This window comes from Oryzicola mucosus (genome assembly GCF_014534685.1).
Taxonomy (GTDB): Bacteria; Pseudomonadota; Alphaproteobacteria; order Rhizobiales; family Rhizobiaceae; genus Oryzicola; species Oryzicola mucosus.
Genome location: NZ_JACVVX010000012.1, coordinates 21,315 through 38,462 on the forward strand (window position 1 = coordinate 21,315; position 17,148 = coordinate 38,462).

15 protein-coding genes are annotated in these 17,148 nt (G+C 60.1%); 10 read left to right on the forward strand and 5 right to left on the reverse strand.

The genetic code is table 11. From position 1 onward, the window contains the following. The first annotated feature begins 16 nt into the window (after window positions 1-16). A complete protein-coding gene (locus ICI42_RS22120; protein WP_188166821.1) occupies window positions 17-1,003 on the forward strand; it encodes an NAD(P)H-dependent flavin oxidoreductase in 987 nt (328 codons plus the stop codon). Next, a complete protein-coding gene (locus ICI42_RS22125; RefSeq protein WP_188166783.1) occupies window positions 1,000-1,785 on the forward strand; it encodes an SDR family NAD(P)-dependent oxidoreductase in 786 nt (261 codons plus the stop codon). The genes ICI42_RS22120 and ICI42_RS22125 overlap by 4 nt, the downstream gene beginning before the upstream one ends. Here the strand turns inward: ICI42_RS22125 and ICI42_RS22130 are convergent. The 3 genes from ICI42_RS22130 to ICI42_RS22140 form a co-directional block, all read right to left on the reverse strand. Beyond that, window positions 1,767-2,936, reverse strand: coding sequence for an MFS transporter (locus ICI42_RS22130; RefSeq protein ID WP_188166784.1), 1,170 nt, complete (start codon window positions 2,934-2,936; stop codon window positions 1,767-1,769). The two genes, ICI42_RS22125 and ICI42_RS22130, sit on opposite strands and share 19 nt — an antisense overlap. Before the next feature lie 18 nt (window positions 2,937-2,954). Then, a complete protein-coding gene (locus ICI42_RS22135; protein WP_188166785.1) occupies window positions 2,955-4,721 on the reverse strand; it encodes a feruloyl-CoA synthase in 1,767 nt (588 codons plus the stop codon). An 89-nt stretch (window positions 4,722-4,810) separates the two neighbouring features. Beyond that, a complete protein-coding gene (locus ICI42_RS22140; protein ID WP_188166786.1) occupies window positions 4,811-5,548 on the reverse strand; it encodes an SDR family NAD(P)-dependent oxidoreductase in 738 nt (245 codons plus the stop codon). A gap of 329 nt (window positions 5,549-5,877) precedes the next feature. Here ICI42_RS22140 and ICI42_RS22145 point away from each other — a divergent pair, with 329 nt between their 5' ends. The 4 genes from ICI42_RS22145 to ICI42_RS22160 all read left to right on the forward strand — a co-directional run bounded on the left by ICI42_RS22145 (window position 5,878) and on the right by ICI42_RS22160 (window position 10,509). Beyond that, window positions 5,878-7,056 carry an ABC transporter substrate-binding protein gene (locus tag ICI42_RS22145; RefSeq protein WP_188166787.1) on the forward strand — a complete coding sequence of 393 codons (1,179 nt, stop codon included), beginning with the start codon at window positions 5,878-5,880 and terminating at the stop codon, window positions 7,054-7,056. 69 nt (window positions 7,057-7,125) lie between these two features. After that, the gene (locus ICI42_RS22150; RefSeq protein WP_188166788.1) at window positions 7,126-8,013 is read left to right on the forward strand and encodes a branched-chain amino acid ABC transporter permease; all 888 of its coding nucleotides are present in this window, start codon (window positions 7,126-7,128) and stop codon (window positions 8,011-8,013) included. Further along, window positions 8,010-9,815 carry a branched-chain amino acid ABC transporter ATP-binding protein/permease gene (locus ICI42_RS22155; protein WP_188166789.1) on the forward strand — a complete coding sequence of 602 codons (1,806 nt, stop codon included), beginning with the start codon at window positions 8,010-8,012 and terminating at the stop codon, window positions 9,813-9,815. Before ICI42_RS22150 ends, ICI42_RS22155 begins: the two co-directional genes overlap by 4 nt. After that, window positions 9,808-10,509: an ABC transporter ATP-binding protein gene (locus tag ICI42_RS22160; protein WP_188166790.1), complete on the forward strand. Its 702-nt coding sequence runs from the start codon at window positions 9,808-9,810 to the stop codon at window positions 10,507-10,509. The genes ICI42_RS22155 and ICI42_RS22160 overlap by 8 nt, the downstream gene beginning before the upstream one ends. A gap of 247 nt (window positions 10,510-10,756) precedes the next feature. Here the strand turns inward: ICI42_RS22160 and ICI42_RS22165 are convergent, their stop codons facing one another. Continuing rightward, window positions 10,757-11,701: an NAD(P)-dependent oxidoreductase gene (locus ICI42_RS22165; protein ID WP_188166791.1), complete on the reverse strand. Its 945-nt coding sequence runs from the start codon at window positions 11,699-11,701 to the stop codon at window positions 10,757-10,759. Between the two features lie 26 nt (window positions 11,702-11,727). Beyond that, window positions 11,728-12,702: a Bug family tripartite tricarboxylate transporter substrate binding protein gene (locus ICI42_RS22170; protein ID WP_188166792.1), complete on the reverse strand. Its 975-nt coding sequence runs from the start codon at window positions 12,700-12,702 to the stop codon at window positions 11,728-11,730. Window positions 12,703-12,903: 201 nt separating this feature from the next. Between ICI42_RS22170 and ICI42_RS22175 the strand changes: the two genes are divergently transcribed. The 4 genes from ICI42_RS22175 to ICI42_RS22195 all read left to right on the forward strand — a co-directional run bounded on the left by ICI42_RS22175 (window position 12,904) and on the right by ICI42_RS22195 (window position 17,123). Further along, window positions 12,904-13,350 carry a tripartite tricarboxylate transporter TctB family protein gene (locus tag ICI42_RS22175; RefSeq protein WP_188166793.1) on the forward strand — a complete coding sequence of 149 codons (447 nt, stop codon included), beginning with the start codon at window positions 12,904-12,906 and terminating at the stop codon, window positions 13,348-13,350. A 3-nt stretch (window positions 13,351-13,353) separates the two neighbouring features. Further along, window positions 13,354-14,856, forward strand: coding sequence for a tripartite tricarboxylate transporter permease (locus tag ICI42_RS22180; protein WP_188166794.1), 1,503 nt, complete (start codon window positions 13,354-13,356; stop codon window positions 14,854-14,856). A gap of 28 nt (window positions 14,857-14,884) precedes the next feature. Then, the gene (locus ICI42_RS22185; protein WP_188166795.1) at window positions 14,885-16,078 is read left to right on the forward strand and encodes an NADH:flavin oxidoreductase/NADH oxidase; all 1,194 of its coding nucleotides are present in this window, start codon (window positions 14,885-14,887) and stop codon (window positions 16,076-16,078) included. Window positions 16,079-16,241: 163 nt separating this feature from the next. After that, window positions 16,242-17,123: a sugar phosphate isomerase/epimerase family protein gene (locus ICI42_RS22195; RefSeq protein WP_188166797.1), complete on the forward strand. Its 882-nt coding sequence runs from the start codon at window positions 16,242-16,244 to the stop codon at window positions 17,121-17,123. Window positions 17,124-17,148: the final 25 nt, after the last annotated feature.

Below are 17,148 nucleotides of genomic sequence, written 5' to 3' on the forward strand. Positions count from 1 at the left end.
GAGAGGACGAATTGCAATGAAGACGCGGATCACGGAACTGCTGGGGATCAGGTACCCTATCGTGCAGGGCGGCATGCACATGGTGGGCCGCGCGGAACTCGCTTCGGCCGTTTCCAACGCCGGCGGTCTAGGCATCTTGACTGCTCTGACGCAGCCTTCGCCCGAAGATCTGGCCAAGGAAATCGCCCGTTGCCGGGAAATGACGGACAAGCCGTTTGGCGTCAATATCACGATCATGCCCTCCCTGCGTCCAATCGCCCATGACGAATATGCGCGCGCTGCGGTCGAGAACGGTGTCCGAATCATCGAGACGGCAGGTCGGAGCCCCGAAGCTCTGATGCCTATCTTCAACGATGCCGGCGCCAAGGTTATCCACAAATGCACCTCGGTTCGTCATTCCTTGAAGGCTGAAAAGATCGGTTGTGCCGCGGTCAGCGTCGATGGCTTCGAATGCGCCGGTCATCCGGGCGAGGACGACATTCCCAACCTGATCCTGCTGCCGAGGGCGGCGGATGCGCTGAAAATTCCGTTCATCGCATCTGGCGGCATTGGCGATGGTCGTGGTCTCGCTGCTGCATTGATGCTCGGAGCCGACGGTATCAATATGGGGACGCGTTTCATGGCGACGAAGGAAGCACCGATCCACGAAAACGTAAAACAACGTCTTGTTGAGGCGAACGAGATGGATACGATCCATCTCTACCGCCCGCTGAAGAATACCTCACGATATTTCCGCAATTCCGTTGCCGAGGAAGCACATCGCATCGAGCAGGAAAAAGGCGCGGCGCTAACGATCGCTGACATTGCGCCGCTCGTGAACGGCCAGCGGGGTCGCTCCGTCTACCTTGATGGCGACATGGAAGGCGGGGTCTGGACCGCGGGGCTCGCCGCTGCTCTGATTCACGATATCCCAAGTTGCGGTGAACTCATCGACCGAATGATGGCCGAGGCTCGAGAAATTCTGAAGACAAGGTTGGCAGAGATGCTTGAGGACGCCGCATGACCCATATCGCCGATTCCCTCTTCGACCTGTCCGGTCTGAATGCCCTCGTCACCGGCTCGAGCAGGGGTATCGGCCGGGCGATTGCCGATCGTTTCGTCCAGCATGGCGCGCGGGTGATCATTTCCAGCCGCAAGGAGGATGCCTGCGCGGCAACCGCAGCGGAGATCAACGCCAGACGCCGTGTCGAGGCCGCAATCCCCATCGCCGCCAACGTCTCGCGGCGCGAGGATCTCGAGCATCTCTATGCCAAAAGCGTCGAGGGGCTGGGGCAGATCGACATCGTCGTCTGCAACGCCGCGATCCACCCTTATGTCGGCCCTGCGATGGGCACCAGCGACGAGGCGATGCGCAAGGTCATCGATGCCAATGTCATGGGCAACCACTGGCTGATCCAGCAGGCCCTGCCAGGCATGATCGAGCGCGGCTTTGGACGTATCGTGCTGATCGCGTCGATCGCCGGCCATTTCGGCTCCGACAAGTTCTATTCCTATTCGATTACCAAGGCAGCCGACATGCAGATGGGACGCGCGCTCGCCGCAGAGCACGGCCGAAACGGGATACGCGTCAACACGGTGGCGCCAGGAACGATTCTGACGGACATGGCTCGCGGCATGACCGAGAATAAGGAGTTCATGGATGCGGAGATGCGCCGCAATACGGTGCAGCGTCTCGGAGACCCCGACGAGATTGCCGGTGTAGTGGTGATGCTTGCGTCGCCGGCTGGCGCCTACATCAACGGACAGGTAATCAACGTGGACGGCGGCTACACGATCTCCTTCTGACGAGCCGCCAGGCGGTCGAGGAACCGCATGTAGATCAGCCCAGCTGCAACAACCGCGACTGCGCTCGGGCCGAGCCATTCAAGACCGAAAGTATCGACGATACCGCCAGATGCGAGCGAGCCGATCGCGCTACCGACATAAATGAACGACGCATTGATCGAGAAGATCATTCCCGACCCGGCCGGCATGAGTCTGATGAGCCGCATCTGCAATGGCGCGATGTGTGTGAAAAGCGAGCCACCGGCAATCACGGCTATCACGCAGGCGGCACTGAAGCTGTAGTGCAGCGAAGTCATCGGCACACAGATGATGGCAATCATCACCGCCTGCCCCGTCAACGTCTTGGATGCTCCGACAAGATCGATGGCTCGGCCAGCAACCCAGGTGCCGGCGAGCGTACCGACGCCAAGACAGAGAAGCACTACCCCCAGCGTCGACGCTGTAAGACCGGCATTGGCGATGAAAATTTCCGCCTGGAAGGCGTAGATCATGTTGCATGCACCGCTGAAAAGGGCCGTTAGGCTGGCATTGGCCATGAGCCGTCGGTTGAGCAGGGCCGCGCGGAAGACATTCAGCGAAAGCTTTGGGGGACGCGTATGACCAGGCGCGACCAAACGAAGAAGCAGCGCCACCATGACGAGGAAACCTCCGGCGATGGTGAAGGCCGAGCGCCAACCTAGGACGTTGTTGACCAAGGAAGCTGCCGGTAGCGCGATGACCTGCGACAGCGAAACGCCGAGCGCAACGGTAGAAAGTGCCTTGCCGCGATGTTCCGGCGAATTGATCGAAACCGCGAACGCTGCAGCGGTCGGCGTGAAAAGCGCGGCTCCGAACGCAGCGACCACGCGGCTCGCCATGAAGAAGCCAGGCCCATCCGCGTGCGCCGCCATCAGGCAGCCGGCGGCCGCTATAAGGGTCGCCGTGATAAGGACCAACCTGTAGGGAAGCCGAGTGCCAGCCCAGCCAAGAAGCGGCGAGGAAATCGCGTAGGTAATGGCGTAGATCGAAATCAGCAGACCGGCCTCGGTTGCTGACAGATGCAACTCCCGCCTGATGTCAGGAAGAAGCGCAACGATCAAGAAGCCGCCTCCCACGACTCCGAGATTACCGAGGATCATCGCACTCGAAGATGCGAAAAGCGAACGGTTCATCGAAGTTCCTCGCGGACGCTAGGCCCGCGCAATAAATACTCCTCGTCCCGCCGGCTCGCTGTAGAGCGACTGCAGGACACCGAGCCGGCGTTGGAGAACCGCCTTCTGGCTGATCGTGCGCTTGTCTGTCAATTCGCCGGTGTCGAGCGTCGCCGGCTCACTCGTCACCGAGAGGCGGAGGATGCGGCTGGCCGCCCCCGTTGCCGATCTTGCGAGGAGATCCAGGCCGTTTTGCAATTGCTCTACGACGGCCGGAGCGGTAAGCACTTCGTCGTCGGATGCTTCCTCGTGCAGCCCGGCCAGGTTTCGACAAGCGTCCATGTTCGGGAAGACAATGACACCGAGAAAATCCCTGTCCGGGGCGGTGATGACGGCGTCCAGAACCAGAGGTGCGAGGGCCGCGATGGCGCGCTCGCGCAGCTCAGCCACATGCACCCAGGTGCCGCTGGCGATCTTGAAATTTTCGGCGAGGCGACCGTCGAAGCGCAAGCCCTTTTCAGGGCGGCCCGGCTCGATGAACCGCACCGAATCGCCTGTTCTATAGAAGCCATCCTCGTCGAAAGCTGCCTTCGTGAGCTCCGGATTTTTCCAGTAGCCTGGCGTGACGCATGGGCCTTTCAGCCGGAACTCAAATTTTCCTTGAACCGGTGCGACCTTGATCTCCACGCCCGGAACCGGCAGTCCCACCAGTGGGACTCGCTCCGGATCCCAGTTGGCACTTGCCGGTACCGGGCCAGCTTCCGTGCAACCGAGCCCGGACGTAATCATGATGCGCGCGCCAATCGTCTCGATCGCCATGCGGTCAAGTTCGTCCCAGAGATGATATGGCAGGCTGGCACCACCATAATAGATCAGCTTGAGACGGCTGAAGAAATTGCGCCGCAGTTCCGGTTCGCGCCGGAAATAGGGAAGCAGCGTCGCGAAGCCCTGCGGTGTATTCAGGTAGAGGGTCGGCGCCACTTCGCGCAGGTTTTGGACCGTCGGCCCAACTAACTCTTGCGTTGGTCGCCCGGTATCTATTCGGAGGCTGCCGCCTGAATAGAGCGCGGTTCCGAAGTTTTGCGTTCCACCAAACGTATGATGCCAGGGTAACCAGTCAACCATCACGGCAGGTTCGTCGATCGTAAAGGCGAACGTCTGCGCCACTTGCTCACGCTGGCTCGACATCATGAGATGCGGATAGATGACGCCCTTCGGAGATCCGGTCGTACCGGAAGTGAAGAGAATTTTCGCAACCGTCTCCGGACGGATGGCCGCATGGGCGCGCTCCACCGCCTGCTTGTCAGTGCTATTCAGAAGCGTTTCGAATGGTGTTGAGGCGGGATCGGACAGATGATTGAAAACCGTCACGACCTCGACACCCGGACGGGCAACAGCCCGTATTGCACGTCCGTAACGGGCTCCGTCTGCGGCGAAAATCAACGGCGGATCGAGAAGGTCAAACACGCCCTTCAATTTAAGATAATCAGTCGAGAGGAGCGAGTACGCCGGCGAAACCGGCGCGTAGGGTACGCCGGCATGCAAAGCTCCGAGTACAAACAGTGCCGTCTCGATGTCATTTTCGGACAGCATGACGATCGGCCGGTCGGCGGGAAGATCGCGGGAGATCAGCGCGGTGGCGATAGCTTCGACACGCTTCAGCGTATCCGCATAGGTGAGCTCCGTCAGGCTCCCATCGTCCTGCCGCATCGACAGAAACACCTGATTGGGTTTTTCGATCGCCCATTTGACGAGCCTATCGGTCAGTGTCGCGGGATAGGAATTGAGTGGCTCGTCCAGCGTCAAGATCGTACTCCCGTCCCTGCCAGGACGGGCGGTCGCAGCCTTCGTGCCAAGCCGGACGGAACGCAAGGGTGTGGTCATGCATTTCTCTCTTAGTGGAATGTCCGTCCGCCATCGACGGCGAGACTGATACCGGTGACAAAGGAAGCTTGGTCGGAAATCAGGAACATCACAGCCTGCGCGATCTCCTCAGCCTTCCCCATCCTCTGCAGCGCATAGGTCTTTTTTATCCGATCGTAGAAGGCGTCGTCCCTGTCGAACAGCCCGTTCAGCATGTTGGTGTCAACTGTGCCAGGGCAGACGGCGTTGATTCGGATGTCCGGCCCCCACTCCGCAGCCATGCTCTTCGTCATCATCAGCACGCCGGCCTTCGACGTGGCGTAAGCCGTACCGGCTCCAGATGGCAAGATACCGCTGGCGGACGCGATGTTGACGATAGCCGCGGATTTCGACTGCTTCAAATAAGGATAAGCCGCCTGGCTAAGAAGAAACGGGCCAGTCAGATTGATGGCGAGCACTTGGTTCCAGCGTTCGAGCGTCACGTCTTCCATTGCTGACACATCGGCAATTCCCGCCGCATTGACGAGCCCGTCGAGCCCGCCCAAATCCGAGACGGCCAACGATATTGCCCTGCGAACGGCGGTCTGGTCGGTCTGATCCATGACGAAGCGGAGACCACGCCCGCCGTCGATTTCGAGTCCCTTCGCGTCACGATCAAAACGCGCAACCTGGGCGCCGTTCGCCTCAAACAATGAAGCGGTCGCCAATCCAATGCCCGACGCCGCCCCGGTGACGATAATGCGTCGTCCTGATAGCACTCCGGTTTCCATTCGTTTCCTCCTTGCCGTTGTTGTCGAGACTCGGCCCTCGTGACCCTTGAAACGCCCAAGGCCCTTACGCGCTTTGAGAAAACGCAAAATAGCGGGACTACCACCTCTCGTTCGCTGGCTGTTCGACATCCGCATGGTTGGGGAAGCAAGGAAAGAGAATGACCATCAACACTACGGATGTGATGTCTGGGCTCCAAGCCGCCTCGCCCCGTTGATCATCAGCGAAGCTTACGTTGTGTTCGCGGCACATTCTTGGTCAGCTTAAGGAGGAGAACATGGCTAGATCATATAATAGGGCTAATATATTCAATTGGAGCCGTCGCGCTTTGTTGGGTGCTGTCGCCATAGGCGCATTAGGCATCAGCGGCCCGCTGCTGGCCCAATCAAATGAGCCTATCAAGCTCGGTCTGCTTATTTCACACACCGGGGGTGATGCCATCAGCGGCCTTAACGGGAAGGCCGGGGTTACGCTAGCGGTCGACGAAATCAACAAGGCTGGCGGCATACTGGGCCGCCAGGTCGAAATAGTCGCTGCCGATGATCAGAGCGACCCGACCGCCGCCGTCAATGAGGCCCGGCGCCTGTCTTCACAAGAGAAAGTCGACTTAGTGTTCGGTCCGCAGTCCAGCCAACGTACACTGGCCGTCCTGCCGGTCTTCACCGATGCCAAGATACCGCAGATCTCGACCAGCGGCTCGCTTGAAATTACACCTCAGAAGGGCCCATACAACTTCAGCGTGCAGGCGAACGCCGACGCGCAAGGCTACCACATGGCCCATTACGTCACCGACGTGCTGAAGGCAAAAACGGCCGCCATTCTGACCGACAACGGCGCACAGGCCCTCTCCGGTGTGCCTTATATCAAGAAGTACTTAGAAGAAGGCGGCGCCACTGTCACTGGCGTCCAGGAATTCCCGTTCCGCTCAGAAGATAAGACCGCGCAACTGCTGTCCCTGAAATCCGGTAATCCCGATTCGCTTGTTATCTGGGCCAACACGCCCGAAGATCTCGGTGTCCTGATGAACAATCTGGCCGACATCGGGTGGGACGATGTTCCCCTTTCCGGACCGAACGCAACGGTTATGCAAGCGGCCAGCGCAGCTAAGATTGCCGATCCGAACCAGTTCGACAAAGTCGCAGGTGTCGCCTATGTCGGCTGGACCTATTGCCCCGGCGACGACATGACGAAAAACCCGTTCGTCGAGTTCAAGGAACGCCTCAAGGCTGCCAACCCCAGCAACTACGACAGCCTTTTGCCAACCATCTCCGGCTACGCCTATGACGGCATCATGGTCATGAAGGCGGCCATGGAAGCGACTGGCGGGACTGATCCCGAAGAAATCAAGACTTGGATCGAAAACAATGCCGATAAGGTAGCGACAGTTTCCGGGCCGATGAAGGCGTCTGCCGAAAGCCACTTCCTGGCAGGCCGCGAGGTTCTCACTCCCATCCTGAATCCTCTGGATGTCAACGAGCAGGGCCTGTTCAAACGCGCCGACTGCAAGTGACATGTAGGTAAAGTTCAACAAGGCGGGCCGGCGAGGAGCCGGTTCGCTCTTACCTTTTCGGAGATAACGATGTGGCAGGAATACGCTATCATCCTCATTCGCGGCATCGGCCTCGGATCGGTGTACGCGCTCATCGCGATGAGCTTTAATATCGTCAAGGTTTCCAGTGGTATCTTGAACTTCGCCCAGGGCAATATGTTCGTCTTGGGAGGAATGCTAGCCTACGCCGCCGTAGCCTTGTTCGGCCAGCCATCCTTTATCGTGTGGCTCCTACTTATTCCCGTCGCTGCGATAATCATTGCCGTTGTGCTATTGATCCAGGGTTATTTGACGCTTCTACCGCTCAGCTACTCTGACGATCAGCAGTCCTGGTTGATCACCACCATGGCCGTCTCGATCATCATCGGCGCAGTACTTCTCTTGGTGCAGGGCCCCAACGCCCTCATGGTCCGCTCGATTTTCCCCAACGTGCCGTTGTTTGGCATGCGCGTCCCGGCACCCTTCTTGCTTGCCATTGGCCTCGCGGTTTTCTGGTATGTGGTGTTGCAGTGGTTCCTGTCGAAGACCCTTACTGGACTGGCCATCAGTGCGCTTTGGCAGGATCCGGTAGCTGGACGCGCCGCTGGCCTGAAAGTGCGTAGGCTGCAGCTGCTTGCTTTCGGCCTCTCGGGCCTGATCATTGGATCCACAGGCTTCGTGGCAGCCCCGATCATCACCATCGCCTCCGATTCCGCAGTCGCCTATGTTCTGAACGGCTTTGTAGCGCTTGTCATTGGTGGCGTCGCCAGTAACACCGGTGCGCTCATCGCTGGGCCTCTGGTCGGTGTGGCAGCTATGCTCGCCACCTTCAAGATCGGCGGCGAATTCCAAGGCCTCGTTTCCATGCTGATCCTCGTCGGCATCCTGCTTATCCGCCCAGAAGGCATCTTCGGAAGCACTGCCGCGAGGCGCGTATGACGTCCAAGATATCAACAGGTGAACACATGATAGCGGCAAGGCCCTCTACGGCCCGAACCGGCCCTTCAATTCTCGATCGCTCGGCAAAAATCCAGGTCGTCATCGGAATCGCCATCCTCGTTGTCGCTACCGTCGTTCCCTCCGCGCTCGGACTGAGCTATTGGATCGGCGTGATCAACTTGGCGACCATTTACATCGTCGCCAGCGTCTTCATGGGACTTCTTCTCGTCGATGCGGGACAGGTCTCGTTCGGGCACGGCGCGGTCTTCGGCGCGGCAGCATATGCGGTCGGCGTCGCCTGCGGCATGCACGGATTCTCATTCCCCGTCGGCATCCTTTTCGGAGTCGCGGCCGCGTTAGTCATTGGAATCCTGTTTGCTTTGCCGGCTCTCCGGGTGCAGTGGTTCTATCTGGGCTTCGTGACGCTCAGCGCCGCTATGGTCTTCCCCCAGATGCTCTTCGCCTTCGATAGCCTTACCAACGGCCTCAACGGCATTTCTATTCCGTTCACGGCCCTGAATACACCGACGGCGATCGGCCTTTCGATCCTTTCGATCCTGTCCCTCGTTCTAGGATCCCTCGCGATCCTGACCTCGGCCATCTTTCCGAAAACGAAGCTCGGCAGGCGGATGCGGGTTGCCGCGGCAAGTCCAGAGGCCGCGCAGTCACTTGGCATCAGCCCTGGCAGGATGCGTTTTACCGCCTTCATGATCGCGTCCTTCGGCACGGGCCTTGCAGGAGTTCTGTATCCGCCGACCGTTGGCTTCGTCAGCCCCAACGCGTTTCACCTCGACATATCGATCCTGTTCTTCTTCGCAGTCATCGTCGGCGGCAAAGGGCAACCCCTTGGCACCATTGCGGGCATCACGCTGCTTTACATGCTGCCGAACGTCTTTCTTGCACAACTCGTGGAATACCGCCCGCTGGTCTATGGCCTTGTGGCATTTCTGGTCATGCTGCTGATGCCGAGCGGCATTATCGGAGGCATCGTGCGCTGGCTGACGCTTCGCCAGAAGCCGCAGGCCATGCCGGCGCTGCAGTTTTCCCAGATCGTCGACGCGACGCAATCGGCCAAACATCCGGTCGGTGACATTGCCATCGAGATCGAGGGGCTGCGCAAGGTCTTCGGCAACGTCGTCGCCATCAACAATGTATCGATGAACGTGAGACGCGGCGAGATACATGGCCTAGTTGGTGCTAACGGTTCCGGCAAGACCAGCCTGCTGAACGTCCTGAACGGCTTCACCAACAGCGACGCGGGCTCCGTCAAGGTCAACGGCAAGGAGATTACCTCCTTAAAGGCGCGGGACGTTGCGCACCTCGGCGTCGGCCGAACATTTCAGACACCGCGCATTCTCGAACAGCTAGGTGCTTGGGACAATGTGCAGATCGGGCTGGACGCCAAACTTTCACCCAATCCGACGCGCGTTTCACCAGCATTCGTCGACAGCCTGCGTGATACTCTCGGACGCCTGCGCACAGAATCTATCCCGCACGGGCAGCGTCGCCTGCTGGAGGTGATCCGGGTCATCCTGACCGATGCTGACATTCTGCTCCTCGACGAGCCGGCAGCTGGCCTTTCCCCAGAGGAGCGAGTCGCCTTCGCCGGACTACTGCGCGACCTGCGCGACAAGCTCGGCCTGACGATCGTCTTTGTCGAACACGATCTCGATTTGGTGGCGCGTGTCGCAGACAGGGTCACGGTGCTGGAGAGCGGCGCGGTGATCGCGTCCGGCGATGTCGCCAGCGTTTGGGAGAACCCTCGAGTGAAACCTCTTTTCGTCACGGTGCGCCATGCTTGAAGTTTCTGGCCTTTGTGCAGGTTATGGGCGGCTGCCGGTTCTGCGGGATGTCAGCTTTTCCGCAGCTGAGGGTGAGATCCTCCTCATTGCCGGCGAAAATGGCGCCGGCAAGACGACACTCCTCCAGACGATCGGCGGACTGATCAAGCCCACAGCCGGAAGCATCCGTTTCGAGGGCAGAGATGTGACCGGCGCCACCCCGGAGGACTTAGTGCCTCGCGGCCTCCGCCTAGTTCTAGACGGCCACCGTGTCTTTCCGGAACTGTCGGTCTTCGACAATATACGCCTCGGGGCCGTTGCGTCCAAGACCGGCAAAGTCGCCTTCGACACTGCGGTGGATCAGATTTTCGAGGTCTTTCCGATCCTGAAGCAGAAGGCGAACGATAAGGCGCGCAGCCTAAGCGGCGGCCAGCAACAGATGCTGACCCTTTCCCAGGCCTTTGTTTCGCAACCCAAGGTCCTCCTGTGCGACGAGCCTTCACTCGGCCTTGCGATGGCGCTGATGCCGCCGATCATGAATTTCCTTCGAAGCTGGGCAAAAAGCGGTACGGCGGTCGTCATCGTGGAACAGCATGTGCAACTGGCATTGGCCGTCGCCGCCCGTGGCCTGCTCATGCAGCGCGGCAGCGTCGTTTTCGACGGCACAGCGGATGAATTCGCAGCCGAAACCGGCATTATCGCAGCACCTCATTAAACGAGGCGATCCTGGGTAAGATGCTCTCGATCGCCCGTCCAGCTGAGGAGAACGCCAGCAATTTCGACCGCCTCGTCCTGCAGGGCAAGGTCCGCTATGTCGGCTTTGCCATCTGGCTAGTTTGGAGGGTCGGCAAGTCTTTGAGGCCGCGGCAGGGACGAAGGTCCGAAAGGCCTCCGCGATCAAGCCGGAATAAAGCGATCAACATTCGACGACATGAAAAAGGGCGCCTTCGAGGAGCCCTTTTCTATACCCTCAACGGTCCTAAGGGTCGCTCCCCTCGCGAGAAACCGTCCGCATTCGCAAGAACAAGAGCACAAAGCCTTTCGGTGGCGGATTGCGTGTTCGTGCCGCCGAGATGCGGCGAGATGATAAGATTCGGGACCCGCCAAAAAGGATGGCCATCCGGCAAAGGTTCCGGATCGGTGACGTCAAGCGCTGCGCCGCCGATGTCGCCCTGCTGTAGCCCTGCCGCCAGTGCCTCCGTATCGACAACCCCTCCCCGCGCCACGTTCACGAGCAGGGCGCCCCGCTTCATCGCGGCCAGTCGGCGAGCGGAAAATAGATGATGCGTCGCGGGAACGTAGGCAATTGCAATAGCAACGACGTCGGCTGCGGCCACCGCGTTGTCGAGATCGGCAAGTCCGTGAATCTGCGAAAGCCGTGGATCGTCGACCGGACTACGGTTCACGGCACTGACCCTCATGCCGAAGGCGAGCAGCCGCGTTGCGATCTCACGCCCGATTCCGCCATAGCCGACGATCAGCGCGGCGCCATCTTCCAGCGTTGAAAGTCCCCGCGCAATGTGCGGTTGCCACGTCTCCTGACGCTGGGCGGAAAGGATGACTGGCAGGCCTCGCACGAGACCGAGAAGCAGTGCCACCGCATGTTCCGCGACATTGGGGGACCGGGCGTCGCCGGCGTTCGTCACGACGATGCCAGGGGCCACTCCATGCGTCACAAGGTTTTCGTAACCGGCCGACAGAAGCTGGATCCAGCCGACGCTTCCGCCGACAAGCACGGCTGCTATCTGCGCATCGTATCGGCTGTTTTCCAGAACGAAACCGGCCGCGCCTTGCAGCGCGGCCGGCAGATCGATCTTGTCCTTAACGACAACGACATCGTGCCTCTCCGACAACCGCCGAGCGACGATTGCCCCTTCCGCAAGCAGGCTCCAGACTACGATCTTCAAGACTGTCTTTCCTGCTGTTTGGAGATTTACTCCGGCTTGACGCCCGATGCCTCCACCACAGGCTTCCAGCGACCGACTTCCTCGCGGATCATCTTGTCCATGTCTGTCGGGCCAAGATAGGCCGCTTCAGCCCCGATCATATGCATCTTCTGGGCATTGGCCGGATCCTTTAATGCAGCTTCCACAGCGGCGGAGAATTTGTCGACAATCGCATCCGGCGTGCCTTTCGGTGCCACGATACCGAACCAAGAGGAAACCTCGAAGCCAGGAAGACCGGCTTCGGCCACCGTCGGTACGTCCGGAAGTTCCGGCCAGCGCTTGGCGGAACTTACCGCAAGCGCCTTTACGGTCTTCGCCGAAATCTGAGACATCACCGCGCTCAGGTTCTCAAACGAGATATCCGCCTCGCCGCTCAGGATGCCTTGAACAGCAGGCGCACTGGCTTTGTAGGGTATGTGGTTCATCTCGATGCCTGCTTTTTGCGAAAAAAGGACCATCGACATGTGTGTCGAAGCCCCGAGGCTGGAGCTTGCATAGTTGATCTTGCCAGGATTTGCCTTCGCATAGGCGATCAGGTTCTGGACAGAATTAATCGGAAGGTTGCTGTTCGCGTAGAGTACGTTCGGCAGGGTGACCAGTCGCGCGACACCGCGCAGATCCTCGATCGGATTGTATTTCAGGCTCTTATAGATGTTTGGGGTAATGCCGTGCGTATGAATCGTCGTCAGCATGAAGCTATAGCCATCGGCAGGCTGGCGCGCAGTATATTCGCCTGCGATGTGCCCACCGCCGCCCGGCTTGTAATTGACGGCAATGGCCTGCCCAAGCGTTTTCGTGACGCTGTCGGCGATGACACGCCAAACATTGTCTGTGCTGCCGCCGGCCGCGCCGACCGAGACGAGCTCGATCGGCTTGCTCGGCCAATCCTGTGCCTGAACCTGCGACCCGACAGCGACGACGATACCCGCCGCAATCACTGCTTTCTGTAGAAGCTTCATCATAATTTTCCTCCTCACCCTATGGCTTTCACGAACAGCATGGGCAGCAGTTCGCTCTGTTGGCAATGATCCGCCGCTCCACATTCACATATGTGACCGACATCCCCGAAGCGCTCCAGACCTCTCGATTTTATTTCGCGACAGGGCCAGAGTGAGCAGGGTCGATCCGCCGCCGATAAAAATAAGTCATGGGAGGGGCACGCGTTGCGATTAAAGAGCTATAGAGATTTCTGGGCAGCAATGCTGTTTGCGGTGATATCGCTGGTCTTTCTGTGGCAAAGCGCAGGCTTGGCGATGGGAACCGCCGCGCGCATGGGGCCGGCCTACATGCCGCGCATGCTTTGCATCCTGATGCTGATCGTGGCCGCAGTGCTTTTTGTCCGCAGCCTCCGCACGCGCGACGACGAGGGCGTTGCGTTGAACCTGCGCCCTATGCTGATCATCCCCGCCGCCATGATGGCTTTCGCGCTCGCTCTCTATCCGTTGGGATTGGTTATAGCAGTGTGTCTCAGCGTGACGATCGCCTCGTTTTCCGACAAGGATTCGCGGCCGGTCGAAGTGTTTTTCACCGCCCTATTCCTTTCGATTTTCTCGGTTGCCGTGTTTGCCTACGGTTTGAAGCTGAACCTGCCGCTTTGGCCCGGAGCATAGACGATGGACCTGTTTCACAATCTGGGGATCGGCTTCGGTGTCGCGCTGCAGCCCTATAATCTTTTCGTATGTTTCCTAGGCACGCTGATTGGCACCCTGATAGGGGTCCTGCCCGGCATCGGACCCTTGGCGACGATGGCCATGCTGTTGCCGATCACGCTCTATCTGCCGCCGGAATCCGCCCTCATCATGCTGGCCGGCATCTATTACGGCGCACAATATGGGGGTTCCACGACGGCGATCCTCGTCAACCTGCCGGGCGAAAGCTCCTCGGCGGTGACCTGCATCGACGGCTACCAGATGGCGCGCAACGGCCGGGCTGGTGCTGCGCTGGCTGTGGCAGCGCTCGGATCGTTTTTTGCAGGCACGGTCGGCACGATCCTGATCGCTCTGTTTTCGCCCGCCTTGGCGCAAGTCGGCCTCGCCTTCCGCGCGCCCGACTACTTCTCTCTGATGGTGCTGGGGCTCGTGGGCGCCATCGTGCTCGCGCACGGATCGGTGGTGAAGGCGGTCGGCATGGTCTTTCTCGGCCTGCTGCTCGGCATCGTCGGAACGGACGTGACCTCCGGAGCCACCCGCTTCACCTTTGGCAATCTCGAACTGTCTGACGGCATCGACTTCGTCGTGATCGCGGTCGGCCTGTTCGGCCTCGGCGAGATCATCTCCAATCTGTCCAACCGCGGTGTCGAGCGCTCCGCCGGCATCGCCAAGGTCACCAGCCTGTGGCCGTCGAAAGAAGAATTCCGCCAGGCCTGGCCCGCCGTGCTGCGCGGAACCGGCATCGGATCGGTTCTCGGCCTGCTTCCGGGCGGCGGCGCCCTGCTGTCGTCCTTCGCGTCCTACACGGTCGAGAAGAAGCTGTCGAAGACGCCGGAACGCTTTGGGCGGGGTGCCATCGAGGGTGTGGCCGGCCCGGAATCGGCCAACAATGCCGGTGCGCAGACATCCTTCATTCCGATGCTGACGCTCGGCATTCCCTCCAATGTCATCATGGCGATGATGATCGGCGCGATGATGATGCAGGGCATCGTTCCCGGACCCCAGGTCATGACCGAGCGGCCGACGCTTGCCTGGGGTATGATCTGCAGCATGTGGATCGGCAACCTGATGCTGGTGATCATCAACCTGCCGCTCATCGGCGTCTGGATCAAGCTTCTGTCGATCCCCTACCGGCTGCTCTTTCCAGCCATTATCCTCTTCTGCTGCATCGGCGTATACAGCGTCAACAACAGCACGTTCGACGTCATGCTGGCGGCGGCCTTCGGCATCCTCGGCTACGCCTTCATCCGTCTCGGCTGCGAGCCTGCACCCCTGGCCCTGGGCTTCGTCCTTGGCCCCTTGATGGAGGAGAATCTTAGGCGCGCCATGCTGCTCTCGCGCGGCGATCCGATGATCTTCGTGCAAAGGCCGATTAGCGCCGTCCTGCTGGCGGTCACGGCCGTGCTTATCCTTCTGCTCGTGATGCCCGCTTTCCGATCGAACCGCAAGGAAGCGTTCCAGGAGTAAGTCTTGTCCGATGCTTGAGGAGTCCGTAATGCCCGAGGCATGCCCTGCACAGAGATCGAAGCTTTTTACACCGATGCCGATCCGGGGCTTTATCAGCCGCAACCGCATCATGGTCTCGCCGATGTGCCAGTATGCGGCGCGGGACGGCCTCGCCAACGACTATCATCTCGTCCATCTCGGACGCTATGCGCTCGGCGGTGCGGGCATGGTGATCGCCGAGGCGACGGCGGTGGAGGAGCGCGGGCGGATATCGAGCGGCGACCTCGGCCTGTGGAATGACGAGCAGATCGCCCCGCTTCGCAAGATTGCCGATTTTATCCGGCAATATGGGGCTGTACCGGGCATCCAGCTTGCCCATGCGGGGAGAAAGGCGAGCACCCAGCCTCCCTGGCATGGCAACGGGCCTTTGACCGATGCCGACCGGCTGCGTGACGATCCGCCCTGGCCTGTGGTCGGACCCAGCTCGGTAGCCGCCGGCGCCGGATGGCAGACGCCGCAGGCGCTCGACGAGAATGGGATCGCGGGCATCGTCCGCGCTTTTGCCGAGGCGGCACGCCGGGCAGACGACGCCGGATTCGACCTCATTGATTTTCACGGCGCTCACGGTTACCTGCTGCATTCCTTCCTGTCGCCGATCTCGAACCTGCGAGACGACCGCTATGGCGGCTCGCTGGAAAACCGCATGCGCTTTCCGCTCGAGGCGGTCGATGCGGTGCGCAGAGTCTGGCCGGAGAACAAGGCGATCTTCTACCGGCTATCGGCGCTGGACGGTCTGGACGGCGGATGGACGCTTGAGGATTCGGCGATCTTCTGCCGGGAGCTTTACAGTCGGGGCGTTGATGTCATCGACTGCTCCTCGGGCGGGGCGATCGCCGACCGGTCTCGCGATGTGCGCATCCGCCGAGGCTTCGGCTTCCACGCACCTTATTCCGCCTACTTACGCAGGGAAGCCGGTGGGCTGGTGGCGACGGTCGGGCTGATCGTCGAGGGCCGGCAGGCCGAGGCGATCCTGCAGGCGGGAGAAGCAGACATCATCGCCATCGGCCGGGAGTTCCAGGACGACCCGAACTGGGCGCATCATGCGCAGGCCGAGATCGAAGGGGCGGCTTTCGATGCCTGGCCGCAGGAATCCGGCTGGTGGCTCGACAAGCGGGCCGGCGTCCTGAGCAAATTACGGGAGGCAGGGGAAACCCCGATGGACCGCTATCTGTCGGCGGAGTAGGCACAAGCTGCGGATCCGCGCCCGAATGGTGTGCTTGACCTTCGACGCCTGTCTTCTGTGTTCCTGTCGAACACCAACCACGAGGAAGACCAGCTGATCCACTTCAAGGAAAGGACATGGAGCCGCAGAAGCGCTTCGAGGACACGACGGAACGGTAGGCCGTATGAACAACGTAGGAAAAACGGAAGGGAAATCTCACTGGGCGCTGCCTTATGCGCTGCATATGGGCATACGTTCCCCTGAGACGCCTTTGTTCCGGGCCACGCTCGGCACCGCCGATCCGCTCGCCCATATCGACCACGCAGCGACTCTAGGGCTGTCCGGCATCGCCGACAACATGCTGCGGCTCCGCTCACCCGCAATGCAGGCGGAGATGGGGCGGAAACTTCGTGACCATGGCCTTCGGTTCGGCAGCTTCGTCGTCAGCCCGGCCGACTGGCCGAGGCTGTGGTGGGGACGCGACGATACTTCAAATGCCGACCTGATCCGCCGTGAGATCGCCAGTTGCATCGCCGCCGCCGCACGTGTCGGCGCTGAGGTGCTGACCATCACAAGCATGATCGACGGTGGCATGCCGGCCGAGCGACAGCTCGATACCATGGCACGTCATCTTGCGGACGTTATCCCGATGGTTGCCAATGCCGGGCTGCGGCTTGGTCTGGAGACGGTCAGCGCGCACCGGGTGCCGGACCAAATGCTGCGACATCTTTGCCAGGCCCAGTCAATCATCGATCAGGTCGATCATCCCAACCTCGGCCTCGTTTTCGACACGCACCATGTTCGGGCCATGGATGGCGATGTGTTGGCTGCAGTGGAGCATCATACCAGTCGGATTTTCATCATTCAGATCGCTGACTATCCCGACCGTTTCGAGCCTGGAACCGGCGACGTCGATTTCCCCCGTGTGCTTGCCTCCTTGCGTAAACGCTGCCCTGGCATTCTCGTGGAATGGGAATTCTATCCATCGGGTGAAGGCGCATCGGCAGAACGCGCTTGTGTTGAAGTCATGGAAAAATTGGACGCGGCGATTTCAAAAGCTTCATAATTTGCATGTTGCATGCAAAATGTGG